The organism is Ensifer sp. EB106-05-01-XG146 (assembly GCF_058791875.1).
The window spans coordinates 1,048,076-1,063,302 of record NZ_JBYTDX010000001.1; the positions used below are offsets into that span (position 1 = coordinate 1,048,076).

At 61.0% G+C, this 15,227-nt stretch carries 13 protein-coding genes; all 13 read left to right on the forward strand.

Features of this window, described 5'->3' with window-relative positions:
- The first annotated feature begins 61 nt into the window (after window positions 1–61).
- The 13 genes from nuoG to proS all read left to right on the forward strand — a co-directional run bounded on the left by nuoG (window position 62) and on the right by proS (window position 15,224).
- Window positions 62–2,143, forward strand: coding sequence for an NADH-quinone oxidoreductase subunit NuoG (gene nuoG / locus AC3WVQ_RS05035; protein ID WP_090294523.1), 2,082 nt, complete (start codon window positions 62–64; stop codon window positions 2,141–2,143).
- A 20-nt stretch (window positions 2,144–2,163) separates the two neighbouring features.
- On the forward strand, window positions 2,164–3,207 hold the full coding sequence (nuoH, locus tag AC3WVQ_RS05040; RefSeq protein ID WP_034803570.1) for an NADH-quinone oxidoreductase subunit NuoH: 1,044 nt from the start codon (window positions 2,164–2,166) through the stop codon (window positions 3,205–3,207).
- Between the two features lie 64 nt (window positions 3,208–3,271).
- Window positions 3,272–3,763 (forward strand): NADH-quinone oxidoreductase subunit NuoI, encoded by a 492-nt coding sequence (nuoI, locus tag AC3WVQ_RS05045; protein WP_025426590.1) that lies wholly within the window; start codon window positions 3,272–3,274, stop codon window positions 3,761–3,763.
- Between the two features lie 138 nt (window positions 3,764–3,901).
- Window positions 3,902–4,516, forward strand: coding sequence for an NADH-quinone oxidoreductase subunit J (locus AC3WVQ_RS05050; RefSeq protein ID WP_034804235.1), 615 nt, complete (start codon window positions 3,902–3,904; stop codon window positions 4,514–4,516).
- Between the two features lie 28 nt (window positions 4,517–4,544).
- Entirely contained in the window at window positions 4,545–4,853 is a 309-nt protein-coding gene (gene nuoK / locus AC3WVQ_RS05055) for an NADH-quinone oxidoreductase subunit NuoK (RefSeq protein ID WP_034803568.1), read from the forward strand.
- Between the two features lie 7 nt (window positions 4,854–4,860).
- Window positions 4,861–6,855: an NADH-quinone oxidoreductase subunit L gene (gene nuoL, locus AC3WVQ_RS05060; RefSeq protein ID WP_034803566.1), complete on the forward strand. Its 1,995-nt coding sequence runs from the start codon at window positions 4,861–4,863 to the stop codon at window positions 6,853–6,855.
- Window positions 6,855–8,366, forward strand: coding sequence for an NADH-quinone oxidoreductase subunit M (locus AC3WVQ_RS05065; protein ID WP_034803564.1), 1,512 nt, complete (start codon window positions 6,855–6,857; stop codon window positions 8,364–8,366). Before nuoL ends, AC3WVQ_RS05065 begins: the two co-directional genes overlap by 1 nt.
- 19 nt (window positions 8,367–8,385) lie before the next feature.
- Entirely contained in the window at window positions 8,386–9,828 is a 1,443-nt protein-coding gene (nuoN, locus tag AC3WVQ_RS05070) for an NADH-quinone oxidoreductase subunit NuoN (protein ID WP_034803562.1), read from the forward strand.
- Window positions 9,828–10,592 carry a biotin--[acetyl-CoA-carboxylase] ligase gene (locus tag AC3WVQ_RS05075; RefSeq protein WP_176960272.1) on the forward strand — a complete coding sequence of 255 codons (765 nt, stop codon included), beginning with the start codon at window positions 9,828–9,830 and terminating at the stop codon, window positions 10,590–10,592. The genes nuoN and AC3WVQ_RS05075 overlap by 1 nt, the downstream gene beginning before the upstream one ends.
- A gap of 25 nt (window positions 10,593–10,617) precedes the next feature.
- On the forward strand, window positions 10,618–12,285 hold the full coding sequence (locus AC3WVQ_RS05080) for a ribonuclease J (protein ID WP_060580866.1): 1,668 nt from the start codon (window positions 10,618–10,620) through the stop codon (window positions 12,283–12,285).
- A gap of 57 nt (window positions 12,286–12,342) precedes the next feature.
- Window positions 12,343–12,747 (forward strand): methylmalonyl-CoA epimerase, encoded by a 405-nt coding sequence (gene mce, locus AC3WVQ_RS05085; RefSeq protein ID WP_090294521.1) that lies wholly within the window; start codon window positions 12,343–12,345, stop codon window positions 12,745–12,747.
- A gap of 130 nt (window positions 12,748–12,877) precedes the next feature.
- Window positions 12,878–13,147, forward strand: a complete 270-nt coding sequence (locus AC3WVQ_RS05090) for a DUF1467 family protein (RefSeq protein ID WP_034803557.1) — start codon at window positions 12,878–12,880, stop codon at window positions 13,145–13,147.
- 748 nt (window positions 13,148–13,895) lie between these two features.
- Window positions 13,896–15,224, forward strand: a complete 1,329-nt coding sequence (proS, locus tag AC3WVQ_RS05095) for a proline--tRNA ligase (protein WP_034803555.1) — start codon at window positions 13,896–13,898, stop codon at window positions 15,222–15,224.
- Window positions 15,225–15,227 lie beyond the last annotated feature (3 nt).

Consider the following 15,227-nt stretch of genomic DNA (forward strand, 5'->3'; position numbering starts at 1 on the left):
CTGTGTTGGAATTGTGCGTCGCCGATGGGCCGACGGACGGAAGACAGGATTGAGTACGAAGATGGCAAAGCTGAAAGTCGACGGAAAAGAGATCGAGGTACCGGATCATTTCACGCTGCTTCAGGCGTGCGAAGAGGCCGGGGCTGAAGTTCCGCGCTTCTGTTTCCACGAGCGGCTTTCGGTCGCCGGCAACTGCCGCATGTGTCTGATCGAGGTGAAGGGAGGGCCGCCCAAGCCCGCCGCTTCCTGCGCCATGGGCGTGCGCGACCTCCGTCCGGGCCCGAACGGCGAAGCGCCGGAAGTCTTCACGACCACGCCGATGGTCAAGAAGGCGCGCGAAGGCGTGATGGAATTCCTGCTGATCAACCATCCGCTCGACTGCCCGATCTGTGACCAGGGCGGCGAATGCGACCTGCAGGACCAGGCCATGGCCTTCGGTATCGACAGCTCGCGCTACCAGGAAAACAAGCGCGCCGTCGAAGACAAGTATATCGGCCCGCTCGTCAAGACCGTGATGAACCGCTGCATTCACTGCACGCGCTGCGTTCGCTTCACGACCGAAGTTGCCGGCATTGCCGAACTTGGCCTGATCGGCCGCGGCGAAGACGCCGAGATCACCACCTATCTCGAGCAGGCGATGACCTCCGAGCTGCAGGGCAACGTTGTTGACCTCTGCCCGGTCGGTGCGCTGACCTCGAAGCCGTTTGCCTTCACCGCCCGTCCGTGGGAGCTGAACAAGACCGAATCCATCGACGTGATGGACGCGCTCGGTTCGGCGATCCGCGTCGATACCCGTGGCCGCGAAGTCATGCGCATCATGCCGCGCGTCAACGAGGACATCAACGAAGAGTGGATCTCCGACAAGAGCCGCTTCATCTGGGACGGCCTGAAGACGCAGCGCCTCGATCGTCCATACGTCAAGAAGGACGGCCGTCTGCAGCCGGCAACGTGGGGCGAAGCATTCCAGGCGGTCAAGGCTGCCGTCGCCCAGACTTCCGGCGACAAGATCGGCGCCATTGCCGGCGACCTCGCTTCGGTCGAAGAAATGTACGCGCTGAAGCAGCTGATCGCAGCGCTCGGCTCCGAGAGTGTCGACTGCCGCCAGGATGGCGCCGCACTCGACCCGTCGCTCGGTCGCGCCAGCTACCTCTTCAACCCCACGATCGCTGGCATCGAAAGCGCTGACGCGCTGCTGATCATCGGCTCCAATCCGCGCTTTGAGGCTTCGGTTCTCAACGCTCGCATCCGCAAGCGCTACCGCATGGGCAACTTCCCGATCGCCGTGATCGGCGAGCCGGGCGAACTGCGTTACGAATACGAGTATCTCGGCGCCGGCACCGAAACGCTCGCCGAGCTCGTCTCGGGCAAGGGCAAGTTTGCAGCGACCTTGAAGAAGGCGCAGCGCCCGATGATCCTCATCGGCCAGGGTGCTGTTGCAGGGGAGGGCGGCGCTGCCGTTCTTTCTGCCGCCGCCAAGCTCGCAGGCGCCGTCGGTGCGGTTACCGCCGAGTGGAACGGTTTTGCCGTTCTTCACACGGCCGCTTCCCGCGTCGGTGGTCTCGACCTCGGCTTCGTTCCGGGCGCGAACGGCAAGACGGCGGCCGATATGGTCACCGCCTCCGACGTTCTCTTCCTGCTCGGCGCTGACGAGATCGACCTTGCGGAACGCAAGTCCGGCTTCACGGTTTATATCGGCTCGCACGGCGACAACGGCGCACATGCCGCCGACGTCATCCTGCCGGGCGCGACCTACACCGAAAAGTCCGGCACCTGGGTCAACACCGAAGGCCGCGTTCAGGTCGGCAACCGCGCCGGCTTCGCACCGGGCGACGCACGCGAGGACTGGGCGATCATCCGCGCGCTCTCCGACGTGCTCGGCAAGAAGCTGCCCTTTGATTCGCTTGGCGAATTGCGCTCGAAGCTCTATGCGGCCCACCCGCATTTCGCCGATATCGACGCGATCGCGAACGGCAACGGCGACGAAATTGCCGCACTTGGTCAAAAAGCCGGTGAGATGGGCAAATCCGTGTTTGCGTCTCCGGTCAAAGACTTCTATTTGACGAACCCGATAGCGCGCGCATCCGCCGTCATGGCCGAATGCTCGGCTTTGGCACGCAACAATTTCAAAGCTGCGGCGGAATGAGCGCGAGGGAATAGAGTATCATGGACGCTTTCGTTTCGACCTATGTCTGGCCCGCGATCATCATGGTCGCCCAGTCGCTGCTGCTCCTGGTCGCGCTGCTGCTTTTCATCGCCTACATCCTGCTCGCAGACCGTAAGATCTGGGCTGCAGTTCAGCTCCGCCGTGGTCCGAATGTGGTGGGCCCCTGGGGACTTTTCCAGTCCTTCGCCGACCTTTTGAAGTTCGTCTTCAAGGAGCCGGTTATCCCGGCCGGCGCCAACAAGGCGATCTTTCTGCTAGCCCCGCTCGTCTCCGTGACGCTGGCGCTCGCCGCTTGGGCCGTGATCCCGCTCAACGCCGGCTGGGTGATCGCGAACATCAACGTCGGCATCCTCTTCGTGTTCGCCATATCTTCTCTCGAAGTTTATGGCATCATCATGGGCGGCTGGGCGTCGAACTCCAAATATCCCTTCCTCGGCGCGCTTCGCTCCGCAGCTCAGATGGTCTCCTACGAAGTCTCGATCGGCTTCGTTATCGTCACCGTCCTGCTCTGCGTCGGCTCGCTGAACCTGACGGACATCGTCAACGCGCAGTCGAGCGGCATCGGCACCAACCTCGGCCTGCCGGCGTCGTTCCTCGACTGGCATTGGCTGGCGCTGTTCCCGATGTTCATCGTGTTCTTCATTTCGGCGCTGGCCGAAACGAACCGCCCGCCTTTCGACCTTCCCGAAGCGGAATCCGAACTCGTCGCCGGCTTCATGGTCGAGTACGGCTCCACGCCTTACATGATGTTCATGCTCGGCGAATATGCCGCCATCTGCCTGATGTGCGCGCTGACGACGATCCTGTTCCTCGGTGGCTGGCTGCCTCCGGTGGACGTCTGGTTCCTCAACTGGGTACCCGGCATCATCTGGTTCGTGCTGAAGGCATCCTTCGTGTTCTTCATGTTCGCGATGGTGAAGGCCTTCGTGCCGCGTTACCGCTACGACCAGCTGATGCGTCTTGGCTGGAAGGTTTTCCTGCCGATCTCTCTCGCAATGGTCGTGATCACTGCGTTCGTTCTCAAGCTGACGGGAGCCGCATGACGATGGCTCACGTTTGGCAGCATACCGCCGGTCGCTCCCAGGCCGGCAACTCTGGAGGTAAATGATGGCCGGTCTTTCGCAAGCCGTCAGCTCGCTGTTCCTGAAGGAATTCGTCGGCGCGTTCTTTCTGTCGATGCGCTATTTCTTCAAGCCGAAGGCGACGTTGAACTACCCCTTCGAAAAGGGACCGGTCAGCCCGCGCTTCCGCGGCGAGCATGCGCTGCGCCGTTATCCGAACGGTGAAGAGCGTTGCATCGCCTGCAAGCTGTGCGAGGCGATCTGTCCTGCACAGGCCATCACCATCGAAGCCGGCCCGCGCCGCAACGACGGCACACGCCGTACGGTTCGCTACGACATAGACATGGTGAAGTGCATCTATTGCGGTTTCTGCCAGGAAGCCTGTCCGGTCGATGCCATCGTCGAGGGCCCGAACTTCGAGTTCGCCACCGAGACGCGCGAAGAGCTTTACTACGACAAGGACAAGCTCCTCGCCAACGGCGACCGTTGGGAACGGGAAATCGCACGCAACATCGCAATGGACTCGCCCTATCGCTGAGGCCAGAGCGTAGCGCCGCCCCGGGGAGGGCGGTGCATGTGACATAGGTTTGGGCAACGGCCGGACGCGTGTCCGGCTTTGCCTGTGGAGTGGGGCCAGAAGCGCCTCACGCCGTGCAAGACGAAGAAGGCACCGATCATGGGTCTGCAGGTTCTTTTTTTCTATCTCTTTGCCTTCATCGCGGTGGCGTCGGCATTCATGGTCATTGCGGCCAGGAACCCGGTTTATTCGGTTCTGTTCCTGATCCTGACCTTTTTTAACGCGGCAGGTCTGTTCCTGCTGACTGGCGCCGAATTCCTCGCGATGATCCTGCTGGTCGTTTATGTCGGCGCGGTCGCGGTGCTGTTCCTGTTCGTGGTCATGATGCTCGACATCGACTTCGCGGAACTGCGGGCCGGCGTGCTTGAATATGCGCCGGTGGGCGCGCTGATCGGTCTGATCCTTGCAGCCGAGCTCATCATCGTGGTTGGCGGTGCGACGTTCTCGCCTGAGATCGCCAAGTCGATTTCGATGCCGATCCCGGCGGTCGCCGACCGCACGAACACGGCAGCGCTCGGCGACGTGCTCTACACGCACTACGTCTACTTCTTCCAGATCGCCGGCCTGGTCCTGCTCGTCGCCATGATCGGCGCGATCGTGCTGACCCTGCGCCACCGCGAAAACATCAAGCGCCAGAACATCCCGCAGCAGGTTGCCCGCACGCCCGAGACCGCCGTCGAAGTGGTCACGGTCAAGCCCGGCCAGGGCATTTAAGTCGGACGCGAGATCGAGGAACAAAAAAATGGAAATCGGAATTTCCCACTATCTCACCGTCAGCGCCATCCTGTTCACGCTGGGCGTCTTCGGCATCTTCCTGAACCGGAAGAACGTCATCGTCATCCTGATGTCGGTCGAACTCATTCTTCTTGCGGTCAATATCAACATGGTCGCCTTCTCGGCGTTCCTGAATGACATCACTGGCCAGGTCTTTGCCCTGTTCATCCTGACCGTCGCGGCTGCGGAAGCGGCCATCGGACTTGCAATTCTCGTCGTCTTCTACCGCAACCGCGGCTCGATCGCTGTTGAAGACGTCAACATGATGAAGGGCTGATTGGGCTATGGATACCATCATCAAGGCTATCGTCTTCCTGCCTTTGATCGGCTTTCTGATCGCCGGCCTCTTCGGTAGTTCGATCGGCGCCAAGGCATCGGAATATGTCACCAGCGGTCTGATGATCATTGCCGCTGCGCTCTCCTGGTACGTCTTCTTCGACGTCGCCATGGGCCACCAGGAAATGATCAAGGTGTCGGTGCTGCGCTGGATCCAGTCCGGCACCTTCGATGTCGAATGGGCGTTCCGCGTCGATACGCTGACCTCGGTCATGTTCGTGGTCGTCAACACGGTGTCGACCCTCGTGCATGTCTATTCGATCGGCTACATGCACCACGATCCGCATCGTCCGCGCTTCTTTGCCTATCTGTCGCTCTTCACCTTCGCGATGTTGATGCTCATCACGTCGGACAACCTGGTGCAGATGTTCTTCGGCTGGGAAGGCGTGGGTCTTGCGTCCTACCTGCTCATCGGCTTCTGGTACAAGAAGCCGTCGGCCAACGCTGCTGCGATGAAGGCCTTCATCGTCAACCGCGTCGGTGACTTCGGGTTCGCGCTCGGTATCTTCCTGGTCTTCGTGCTGTTCGGCTCGGTCAACCTGGAAACGATCTTCGCTGCCGCCAAGACCTATCTGCCGGCCGAAGGTGCGGGAGCAGGGGAGGCCGTCGTCACCCTGTTCGGCATGCACCTCGACAAGGCTGACGCCATCACCGCCGCATCCCTGCTGCTCTTCATGGGCGCGATGGGCAAGTCGGCGCAGTTCCTGCTGCACACCTGGCTTCCGGACGCCATGGAAGGCCCGACCCCGGTTTCGGCTCTTATCCATGCCGCAACCATGGTTACCGCCGGCGTCTTCCTCGTCGCCCGCATGTCGCCGGTGTTCGAGCTGTCGCCGGATGCGCTGACCGTCGTCACCATCATCGGCGCGATCACCGCCTTCTTCGCGGCGACCGTCGGCCTCGTCCAGAACGACATCAAGCGCGTCATCGCCTATTCGACCTGCTCGCAGCTCGGCTACATGTTCGTGGCCCTCGGCGTCGGTGCCTATGGCGCGGCGATCTTCCACCTGTTCACGCACGCCTTCTTCAAGGCTCTGCTGTTCTTGGGTGCCGGTTCGGTCATCCACGCCGTCGATGGCGAGCAGGACATGCGTTACATGGGCGGTCTCCGGAAGCACATTCCGGTTACCTACTGGATGATGTTCATCGGCACGATCGCACTGACCGGCGTCGGCATCCCTGGCACGATCATCGGTACCGCAGGCTTCTTCTCGAAGGACGCGATCATCGAGTCCGCCTATGCCGCCCACAGCTCGGTTTCCGGTTTCGCCTATGCGCTGCTCGTTGTCGCGGCACTCTTCACCAGCTTCTATTCGTGGCGCCTGACCTTCATGACCTTCCATGGCAAGCCGCGCGCTTCCTCGGATGTCATGCATCACGTGCATGAATCGCCGCAGGTCATGCTGGTGCCGCTCTATATCCTTGGCGTCGGTGCGCTGGTCGCCGGCTTCATCTTCCACGATCACTTCTTCGGCGAAGGCTATGCCGAATTCTGGAAGGGTGCGCTGTTCACCTCGGCGGAAAACGAAATCCTGCATGAGTACCACCACGTGCCGAAGTGGGTTAAGTGGAGCCCGTTTGTCGCCATGGCGCTTGGCCTCTTCACGGCCTGGTACATGTATATCCGCCGGCCGGAACTGCCGAAGTATCTGGCAGAGCAGCACCGTGGCCTCTACCAGTTCCTGCTCAATAAGTGGTACTTCGACGAGCTCTATGACTTCCTGTTCGTACGCTCGGCCAAGTGGCTCGGCACCTTCCTGTGGAAGGAAGGCGACGGTCGCGTGATCGACGGCTACGGCCCGAACGGCATTGCCGCACGTGTGCTCAACGTCACTGACCGCGTTGTCCGCCTGCAGACTGGTTACCTCTATCACTACGCGTTTGCGATGCTGATCGGCATCGCCGCGCTTGTTACTTGGATGATGTTCAGGAGTTCCTTCTGATGACCGATTGGCCCGTACTTTCCGCGGTCACCTTCATGCCGCTCGTCGGCGTCCTGCTTCTCTTGCTCACAAGGGAAGACAGCGCCTACGGCCGCCGGAATATCCTGAACGTTTCGCTGCTGACGACGATCTTCACCTTCGCCGTGTCGGTCTACATCTGGTACCAGTTCGATTCCTCGAACCCGGGCTTCCAGATGATCGAGAAGCACGAGTGGCTCGGCACCGGCATTTCCTACCATCTCGGTGTCGATGGTATCTCGATGCTGTTCGTGGTGCTCTCGGCCTTCCTCATGCCGTTCTGCGTACTGGCGAGCTGGCTGTCGATCGAGAAGCGGCTGAAGGCCTACATGATCGCGTTCCTGGTCCTGGAAACGTTCATGATCGGCGTCTTCGTGTCGCTCGATATCGTGCTCTTCTACGTGTTCTTCGAAGCCGGTCTCATCCCGATGTTCCTCATCATCGGTGTCTGGGGCGGCAAGGACCGCGTTTACGCCAGCTACAAGTTCTTCCTCTATACGCTGCTCGGCTCAGTGCTGATGCTGCTCGCGATCATGGCGATGTACTGGCAGGCCGGTACGACCGACATCACGCAGCTACTGGCCTATAACTTCCCGCGCCAGATGCAGACTTGGCTGTGGCTCGCCTTCTTCGCCTCCTTTGCGGTGAAGATGCCGATGTGGCCGGTCCACACCTGGCTTCCCGACGCACACGTTCAGGCGCCGACGGCGGGCTCGGTCATTCTGGCCGGCGTCTTGCTAAAGCTCGGCGGTTACGGCTTCCTGCGCTTCTCGCTGCCGATGTTCCCGCTGGCCTCAGATTACTTCGCGCCGTTCGTCTTCACGCTTTCGGTCGTCGCCATCATCTACACCTCGCTGGTGGCGCTGATGCAGACCGATATCAAGAAGCTGATCGCCTATTCGTCCGTTGCGCACATGGGCTACGTGACGATGGGTATCTTTGCCGCCAACGTTCAGGGCGTGCAGGGTGCGATCTTCCAGATGCTGTCGCACGGCATTGTCTCCGGCGCGCTCTTCCTTTGCGTCGGCGTTGTCTACGACCGCCTGCACACCCGCGAAATCGCCGCCTATGGCGGCCTCGTAAACAACATGCCGAAGTACGCCGTCGCCTTCATGGTGTTCACCATGGCGAACGTCGGCCTGCCGGGCACGTCCAGCTTCGTCGGCGAAGTCCTGACCCTCGTCGGTGCCTTCCGTGCCAACACCTGGGTTGCGCTCTTTGCGACCTCGGGCGTGATCCTCTCGGCAGCGTACGCCCTCTGGCTTTATCGCCGGGTCGTCTTCGGTGCCCTGGAGAAGGAAAGCCTGAAGTCGTTGCTCGATCTTTCCGGTCGCGAAAAGGCCATCCTTTATCCGCTGGTGATCCTGACGATCTTCTTCGGCGTCTACCCGGCACCGATCTTCGATGCGACCGCGGCCTCCGTGGATCTGCTCGTCAACAACTACTCCGCAGCCCTGCAGGCAGCGCAAAACGTTGCGCTTTCGGTGCAATGACCACAGGACGTGATTGGACATGACTGCTGAAACCCTCCTTGCAAGCCTGCAACTCTCGATCCCCGAGCTGATCCTCGCGGTCGGCGCGATGGCGTTGCTGATGATTGGCGTGTTTTCCGGCGAGAAGTCGGCGTCGACGGTCACCGGTCTTGCGGTTGCCCTCCTGATCATCGCTGGCCTCTGGCTCGTGCTTAAGACCGGTGAAGGCGAAGCCTATGGCGGCGCCTTCCTGTCGGACCCCTTCGCCAAGTTCATGAAGGTTCTGGCCCTGATCGGCTCCATCACCGCCCTGGTGATGACGGTCGGCCATGCGCGCTCCGCCCAGATTGACCGTTTTGAGTTCCCGGTGCTTCTGGTGCTGGCAACGCTCGGCATGCTCTTGATGATCTCGGCCAACGACCTGATCTCGCTCTACCTGTCGCTGGAACTGCAGTCGCTGGCCCTTTATGTCGTCGCTGCCATCAACCGAGACAGCATCCGCTCGACGGAAGCCGGCCTGAAGTACTTCGTCCTCGGTGCGCTTTCTTCGGGCATGCTGCTTTACGGCATGTCGCTGATCTACGGCTTCACCGGCCACACCGGCTTTACCCAGATCGCGGCTGCGCTGACGGCTGAAGGCCGCTCGCTCGGCCTGATCTTCGGGCTGGTTTTCGTACTCGCCGGCCTAGCCTTCAAGATCTCGGCCGTGCCGTTCCACATGTGGACGCCTGACGTTTATGAAGGCGCGCCGACGCCGGTCACCGCCTTCTTCGCGGCGGCACCGAAGGTCGCCGCCATGGCGATCCTCGTTCGCATCGTCATCAACGCCTTCGAGCCTGTCGTTGCAGACTGGCAGCAGATCATCGTCTTCATCTCGATCGCATCGATGCTGCTCGGTGCCTTCGCGGCGATCGGCCAGAAGAACATCAAGCGCCTGATGGCCTATTCCTCGATCGGCCACATGGGCTACGCGCTGGTCGGCCTTGCTGCCGGCTCCATGGCTGGTGTTCGCGGCGTGCTGCTCTACATGCTCATCTACATGGTCATGACGCTTGGCACCTTCGCCTGCATCCTGGCGATGCGCCGCAAGGAAGGCGAAAACGTCGAGAACGTCGACGATCTCGCCGGTCTCTCGCAGACCAACCCCTTCATGGCGACGGTGCTGACCGTCCTGATGTTCTCGCTCGCCGGCATCCCGCCGATGGCAGGCTTCTTCGGGAAGTACTTCGTCTTCATGGCGGCCATTGAAGCCCAGCTCTATGCGCTCGCCATCATCGGCGTTCTCGCATCCGTCGTCGGCGCCTACTACTACCTGCGCGTCATCAAGGTGATGTGGTTCGACGATGCCAAGGGCGAGTTCGCCCGCACCGCCGGCGAACTGCGGCTGGTGTTCGGTCTCTCGGGCCTGTTCGTTCTCGGATACGTGCTCATCGGCGGCCCGCTCGGAAACGCCGCTGAAGTCGCGGCGCGGACCTTCTTTTGATCGCCTTTGAAAGTGGCGGCTGGATCTCGCTCGACGATTTCCGGCACGTCGCTCTCGATGCGGTCGGGTCGACCAACAGTGAATGCCTGGCGCGTGCGCGCCAGGGTGACCCGGGCAATCTCTGGGTCACGGCCATCAGGCAGACCGGCGGGCGCGGACGTCGCGGCCGGGCATGGTTCTCCGAACCGGGCAATCTCTACGCTTCGCTTCTCCTCATCGAGCCGGCACCGGTCGAGTACCTGCACTCTTTGCCGCTCGCTGTCGCCGTCGCCGTTCACAGGGCGATCCGCCAGGTGATGCCGCCGGGTTCGGCGCCGGTGGAGATCAAGTGGCCGAACGACATCCTGATCGACGGCAAGAAGACCTGCGGTATCCTGCTTGAAGGCGAAAGCCTCCCGGACGGGCGCCGGGCGCTGGTCATCGGTTGCGGCATCAACATCGCGGTCCAGCCGGATGAAGGGCTCTATCCCGTGACGTCGCTGGCCAACGAAGGTGCGTCGGTTTCGCCCGACGAACTGTTTGCTCGCCTGTTCCTGACGATGGCGGAGACCCTGCAGGTTTGGGATCGGGGCGCCGGTATCGCTACGACGATCGAACAATGGCGGGCGGCAGCCCGCGGCATCGGTGAAACGATAACCGTGAACCTGCCGGACCGGTCGCTTTCAGGGCGCTTTGCCGGTATTGATGAGGCCGGACGGCTGGTGCTCGACACCGGCAACGGCATGACGCAGGCGATTGCCGCCGGCGACGTATTTTTCGGATAAATTTGGAACAGGGGCGCAACACGACATGGCGCAAGAAGAAGAATTGGTGTTCTTGCCGCTCGGCGGCGTCGGCGAAATCGGCATGAATCTTGGCCTGTACGGCTACGGACGGCCGGGCAGCCGCCAGTGGATCATGGTCGATTGCGGTGTGACTTTCCCGGGGCCAGAGCTCCCGGGGGTCGACCTCGTGCTCCCCGATATCGGCTTTCTCGCCGAAGAGCGCCGCAATCTCAAGGCGATCATCATCACCCATGCGCACGAGGACCACTATGGCGGTCTGAACGACCTGTGGCCCGGTCTCAATGTGCCGGTCTATGCCTCGCCGTTCACGGCAGGCATGCTCGAAGCCAAGCGGGACTTCGAGAAGAGCCGGGGCGAGATCCCCATCACGATCTTCAAGCAGGGCGACCGTATCAATGTCGGCCCCTTCGAGATTGAGGCCGTCGGCGTCAACCACTCGATCCCCGAGCCAATGTCGCTGATCATTCGCACGCCGGTCGGCACCGTGGTTCATACCGGCGACTGGAAGATCGACCTTCACCCGTCGCTCGGACCGTTGACCGACGAGACACGCTTCCGCCAGATCGGCGATGAAGGTGTGCTTGCGCTCGTCTGCGATTCCACCAATGCGATGCGCGACGGCGTTTCGCCGTCGGAGCAGGAGGTTTCCGAAAGCCTGACGAAGATCATCGCCAACGCTGAGGGTCGGGTGGCGATCACGACGTTCTCCTCGAATGTCGGGCGCATCCGCTCGATCGCCGAAGCGGCGGAAGAGGCCGGCAGGGATGTGCTTCTGCTCGGCAGTTCGATGAAGCGGGTCGTCGCCGTCGCTACGGATCTTGGGCTGATGGAAGGCATCAAACCTTTCCTCGCCGAAGACGAGTTCGGCTACGTGCCGCGCGACAAGGTCGTGGTCATCCTGACTGGCAGCCAGGGCGAGCCGCGGGCAGCCCTTGCCAAGATCGCCCGTGACGAGATGCGAAATGTCGCCTTCTCGGCTGGCGACACGGTCGTGTTTTCCTCACGCACGATCCCGGGCAACGAAAAGGCGATCAACGACATCAAGAACGGCCTGGTGGAACAGGGCATCCACATCATCACCGACAGCGAGGCGCTGGTGCACGTATCCGGCCACCCGCGTCGCACCGAGCTGCAGCAGATGTACCAGTGGCTACGGCCGCAGATCCTCGTACCTGTTCATGGCGAGGCGGCGCATCTGACGGCGCATGGCGAACTGGGCCGGCAGTCCGGCATCGCCAGCGTTCCGCGTCTCAGGAACGGCGAAATGCTGCGTCTTGCGCCAGGTCCCGCCGAAGTGATCGACGAAGCGCCCCATGGCCGCATCTACAAGGACGGCAGCCTCATCGGCGATTTCGAGGAGATGGGCATCGGCGAACGCCGCAAGCTCTCCTTCGCCGGCCATGTCGCCGTCAACGTCGTTCTCGACAGCCGCTACGATTTCCTGGGCGACCCGGATATCGTCGCGATCGGCTTGCCGGAGTTCGACGACGAGGGCGAGGACATGGAGGACACGCTCTATGACGCCATTCTTGGCGCCGTCGAGAGCATTCCGCGGGCAAAGCGCAAGGATCTGGCAATGCTGCAGGAGGCGGTCCGCCGCGCCGTGCGCAGCACCGCCAACCAGATCTGGGGCAAGAAGCCGATCGTCACGGTGTTTGTCACCAAAGTCTGATTGGCCGGTCGCCCGTGACCATGTAAGCGGAACCGGACGTCAAAGCGGGAGATCGCAATGCTTGGAAGAGTGAACCACATCGCCATCGCAGTGCCGGATCTTCACTCCGCCGCCGAAAGCTATCGCTCGACGCTCGCCGCCTCCGTCACCGAGCCACAGGCTTTGCCCGAACACGGCGTCACCGTCGTGTTCGTCACGCTTGCAAACACCAAGGTCGAGCTGCTGGAGCCGCTCGGCGAGGGCTCACCGATTGCCGCTTTCCTGGCGAAGAACCCTTCGGGCGGGATGCATCACATCTGCTACGAGGTAGAGAACATCCTGTCGGCGCGCGACGCGTTGCGCGCCGCCGGAGCGCGAGTGTTGGGCGATGGCGAGCCGAAGATCGGCGCCCATGGCAAGCCGGTGCTCTTCCTGCATCCCAAGGATTTTCAGGGTACGCTGATCGAACTCGAAGAGGTGTGACAGTAGATCGCGCGATGCCGGTTTGTGCGATCGGGCGGTCAGCGCTATAAGGCGGACGGAATGTCGCGGAAGTCGCGGCGAAACGCGGGTTGCTCGCTGTCTTGCCGATCGCCTTCACCGGGAGCTTGAAATGCCGCTTTTTTCGACCTTTGCCATCTACTTCATCATCTGGTGGATCACGCTCTTTGCCGTGCTGCCCCTCGGCGTGCGCACTCAGGCTGAAGAAAACAGCGTCGTTCCGGGGAGTGTCGAGAGCGCCCCGGCGAAGTTCAACGCCAAGCGTGTCGTGCTTTTGACGACGGTGATTGCGGCCGTCATTCAACTTGCCTGGTATATCCTGTCCGTCAGGCTCGGCTACGGCATAGATTCCATTCCGCGTTTCTACCCAAAATTTGATTGATAAGTTCATCGCGGCCGCCGCGTGAGCCGGTCGCTCTCAATGCGACATGTTCTGTGCAATTTGATGGGCACATCTGTGCCTTGACGGAGCCTGCGCGCATGCCCGTGGGCAGAACCCGGGCAATTGCAGGATTGACCGCCGTGAAATTGACATAGTTCAATTTTGTAAGGTGCTTCGCGCGTCTGTCTCTTGCTGAAAAGCAAAAAAAAACAAGGCTAAAAGCCTTGTTTTTCAAGTTTCGCGTGATCTTTAATCCGTTTCCGGCGGCAGCGACGAAGCGCGCCTAAGATCTTATCCTCCCAAGACTTGACCGCGAAAGTCGGCAAGAATTTAGTCTTCATGCCTGTTTTGTGAGCCGAAACTAGCCCAAACATTGGGCTCTGTCATCCTGTTTTTTTGCATTTTTGCTACAGTCGGGTAAAATATTCCCGTTGACAATTACTGTCGTAATCTTGTTACTAGCGTGCTCTTTTGACGCAGGAACGGCGTCGAGTTCCCCCTGAAAATCCGTGGATGCTTTCTCTGCCCGTGACAACGGAGAGCAGGGTTTTCTTCCGCCGGCGAAGCAGCTATGAACGCAAGGCTCCTAAAGGTTCCTGCCGGCTTTGCCGGTGATGGAAAATGGAGAGCCCGACCCGAGAAGCAGCGGTCGCCTTTACCAATCAAAAGGTGAAGCCGGCATCTCGCTCAACGTCATTTCGCCCGAATCCGCCGATAGTGCGACGTTCATCAAGTTCTGGAACCCGTCATGCGCCTGTCCCGCTTTTTTATGCCCATCCTGAAGGAAAATCCCAAGGAAGCGGAAATCGTTTCCCACCGCCTCATGCTGCGCACGGGCATGGTCCGGCAGCAGTCTTCGGGCATCTATACCTGGCTGCCACTGGGCAAGCGGGTTCTCGACAAGGTCAACGCGGTCATCCGCGAGGAGCAGAACCGCTCCGGCGCGATCGAGCTTCTGATGCCGACCCTCCAGTCTGCCGAGCTGTGGCAGGAAAGCGGTCGCTACGACGCCTACGGCAAGGAAATGCTGCGTATCAAGGACCGGCAGGACCGGCCGATGCTCTACGGTCCGACGAACGAGGAAATGATCACGGACGTCTTCCGTTCCTACGTGAAGTCCTACCGCGACCTGCCGCTCAATCTCTACCACATCCAGCTGAAGTTCCGTGACGAGATCCGTCCGCGCTTCGGCACCATGCGCTCGCGCGAATTCCTGATGAAGGACGCCTATTCCTTCGATCTCGATCGGGAAGGGGCCGAACACGCCTATAACCGGATGTTTGCCGCTTACTTGCGCACCTTCGCGCGCATGGGCCTTCGCGCCATTCCGATGCGCGCCGATACCGGCCCGATCGGCGGCAATCTCAGCCACGAATTCATCATTCTTGCCGATACTGGCGAGTCCGAAGTCTTCTGCCATAAGGATTTCCTCGGCTTCGATATTCCGGGCGAAGACACGAATTTCGATGACGTTGCCGGCCTGAAGACGATCTTCGACAAGTGGACCTCGCGTTATGCGGCGACGTCGGAAATGCACGACGAGGCAGCCTTCAACGCGGTTGCCGAGGGCGACCGACTGTCGGCCCGCGGCATCGAAGTCGGCCACATCTTCTATTTCGGCACCAAGTACTCCGAAGCCATGGGCGCCAAGGTTCTCGGCCCCGACGGCAAGGAGCATGCAGTGCACATGGGCTCCTATGGCATCGGCCCGACCCGTCTGGTGCCGGCGATCATCGAAGCCTCGCATGACGACAACGGCATCATCTGGCCGAAGTCGATCGCGCCGTTCGATGGCGTCATCATCAACATGAAAGCGGGCGATGCCGCTTGCGACGGCGCCTGCGAGACGCTCTATTCTGAACTCGGCAAGGCTGGATTCGAGGCGCTGCTCGACGACAGGGACGACCGCGCTGGTGCGAAGTTCGCGACGGCTGATCTGATCGGCGTTCCGGTCCAGATCATCGTCGGACCGCGTTCGATCGCCAATGGCGAAGTCGAGGTCAAGGACCGCAAGACCGGCGAGCGCGAGACGATGACCGTCGAAGCGGCGATCAACAAGCTGATCGCAACGAAGTGACGA

What these genes read in the sequence shown, in the direction of transcription:
- AC3WVQ_RS05050 (WP_034804235.1), top strand. Translation starts at nt 3,902, where the DNA reads ATGGGTCTGCAGGTTCTTTTTTTCTATCTCTTTGCCTTCATCGCGGTG.
- mce (WP_090294521.1), top strand. Translation starts at nt 12,343, where the DNA reads ATGCTTGGAAGAGTGAACCACATCGCCATCGCAGTGCCGGATCTTCAC.
- AC3WVQ_RS05065 (WP_034803564.1), top strand. Translation starts at nt 6,855, where the DNA reads ATGACCGATTGGCCCGTACTTTCCGCGGTCACCTTCATGCCGCTCGTC.
- nuoK (WP_034803568.1), top strand. Translation starts at nt 4,545, where the DNA reads ATGGAAATCGGAATTTCCCACTATCTCACCGTCAGCGCCATCCTGTTC.
- nuoH (WP_034803570.1), top strand. Translation starts at nt 2,164, where the DNA reads ATGGACGCTTTCGTTTCGACCTATGTCTGGCCCGCGATCATCATGGTC.
- nuoG (WP_090294523.1), top strand. Translation starts at nt 62, where the DNA reads ATGGCAAAGCTGAAAGTCGACGGAAAAGAGATCGAGGTACCGGATCAT.
- nuoI (WP_025426590.1), top strand. Translation starts at nt 3,272, where the DNA reads ATGGCCGGTCTTTCGCAAGCCGTCAGCTCGCTGTTCCTGAAGGAATTC.
- nuoL (WP_034803566.1), top strand. Translation starts at nt 4,861, where the DNA reads ATGGATACCATCATCAAGGCTATCGTCTTCCTGCCTTTGATCGGCTTT.
- proS (WP_034803555.1), top strand. Translation starts at nt 13,896, where the DNA reads ATGCGCCTGTCCCGCTTTTTTATGCCCATCCTGAAGGAAAATCCCAAG.
- AC3WVQ_RS05080 (WP_060580866.1), top strand. Translation starts at nt 10,618, where the DNA reads ATGGCGCAAGAAGAAGAATTGGTGTTCTTGCCGCTCGGCGGCGTCGGC.
- AC3WVQ_RS05090 (WP_034803557.1), top strand. Translation starts at nt 12,878, where the DNA reads ATGCCGCTTTTTTCGACCTTTGCCATCTACTTCATCATCTGGTGGATC.
- nuoN (WP_034803562.1), top strand. Translation starts at nt 8,386, where the DNA reads ATGACTGCTGAAACCCTCCTTGCAAGCCTGCAACTCTCGATCCCCGAG.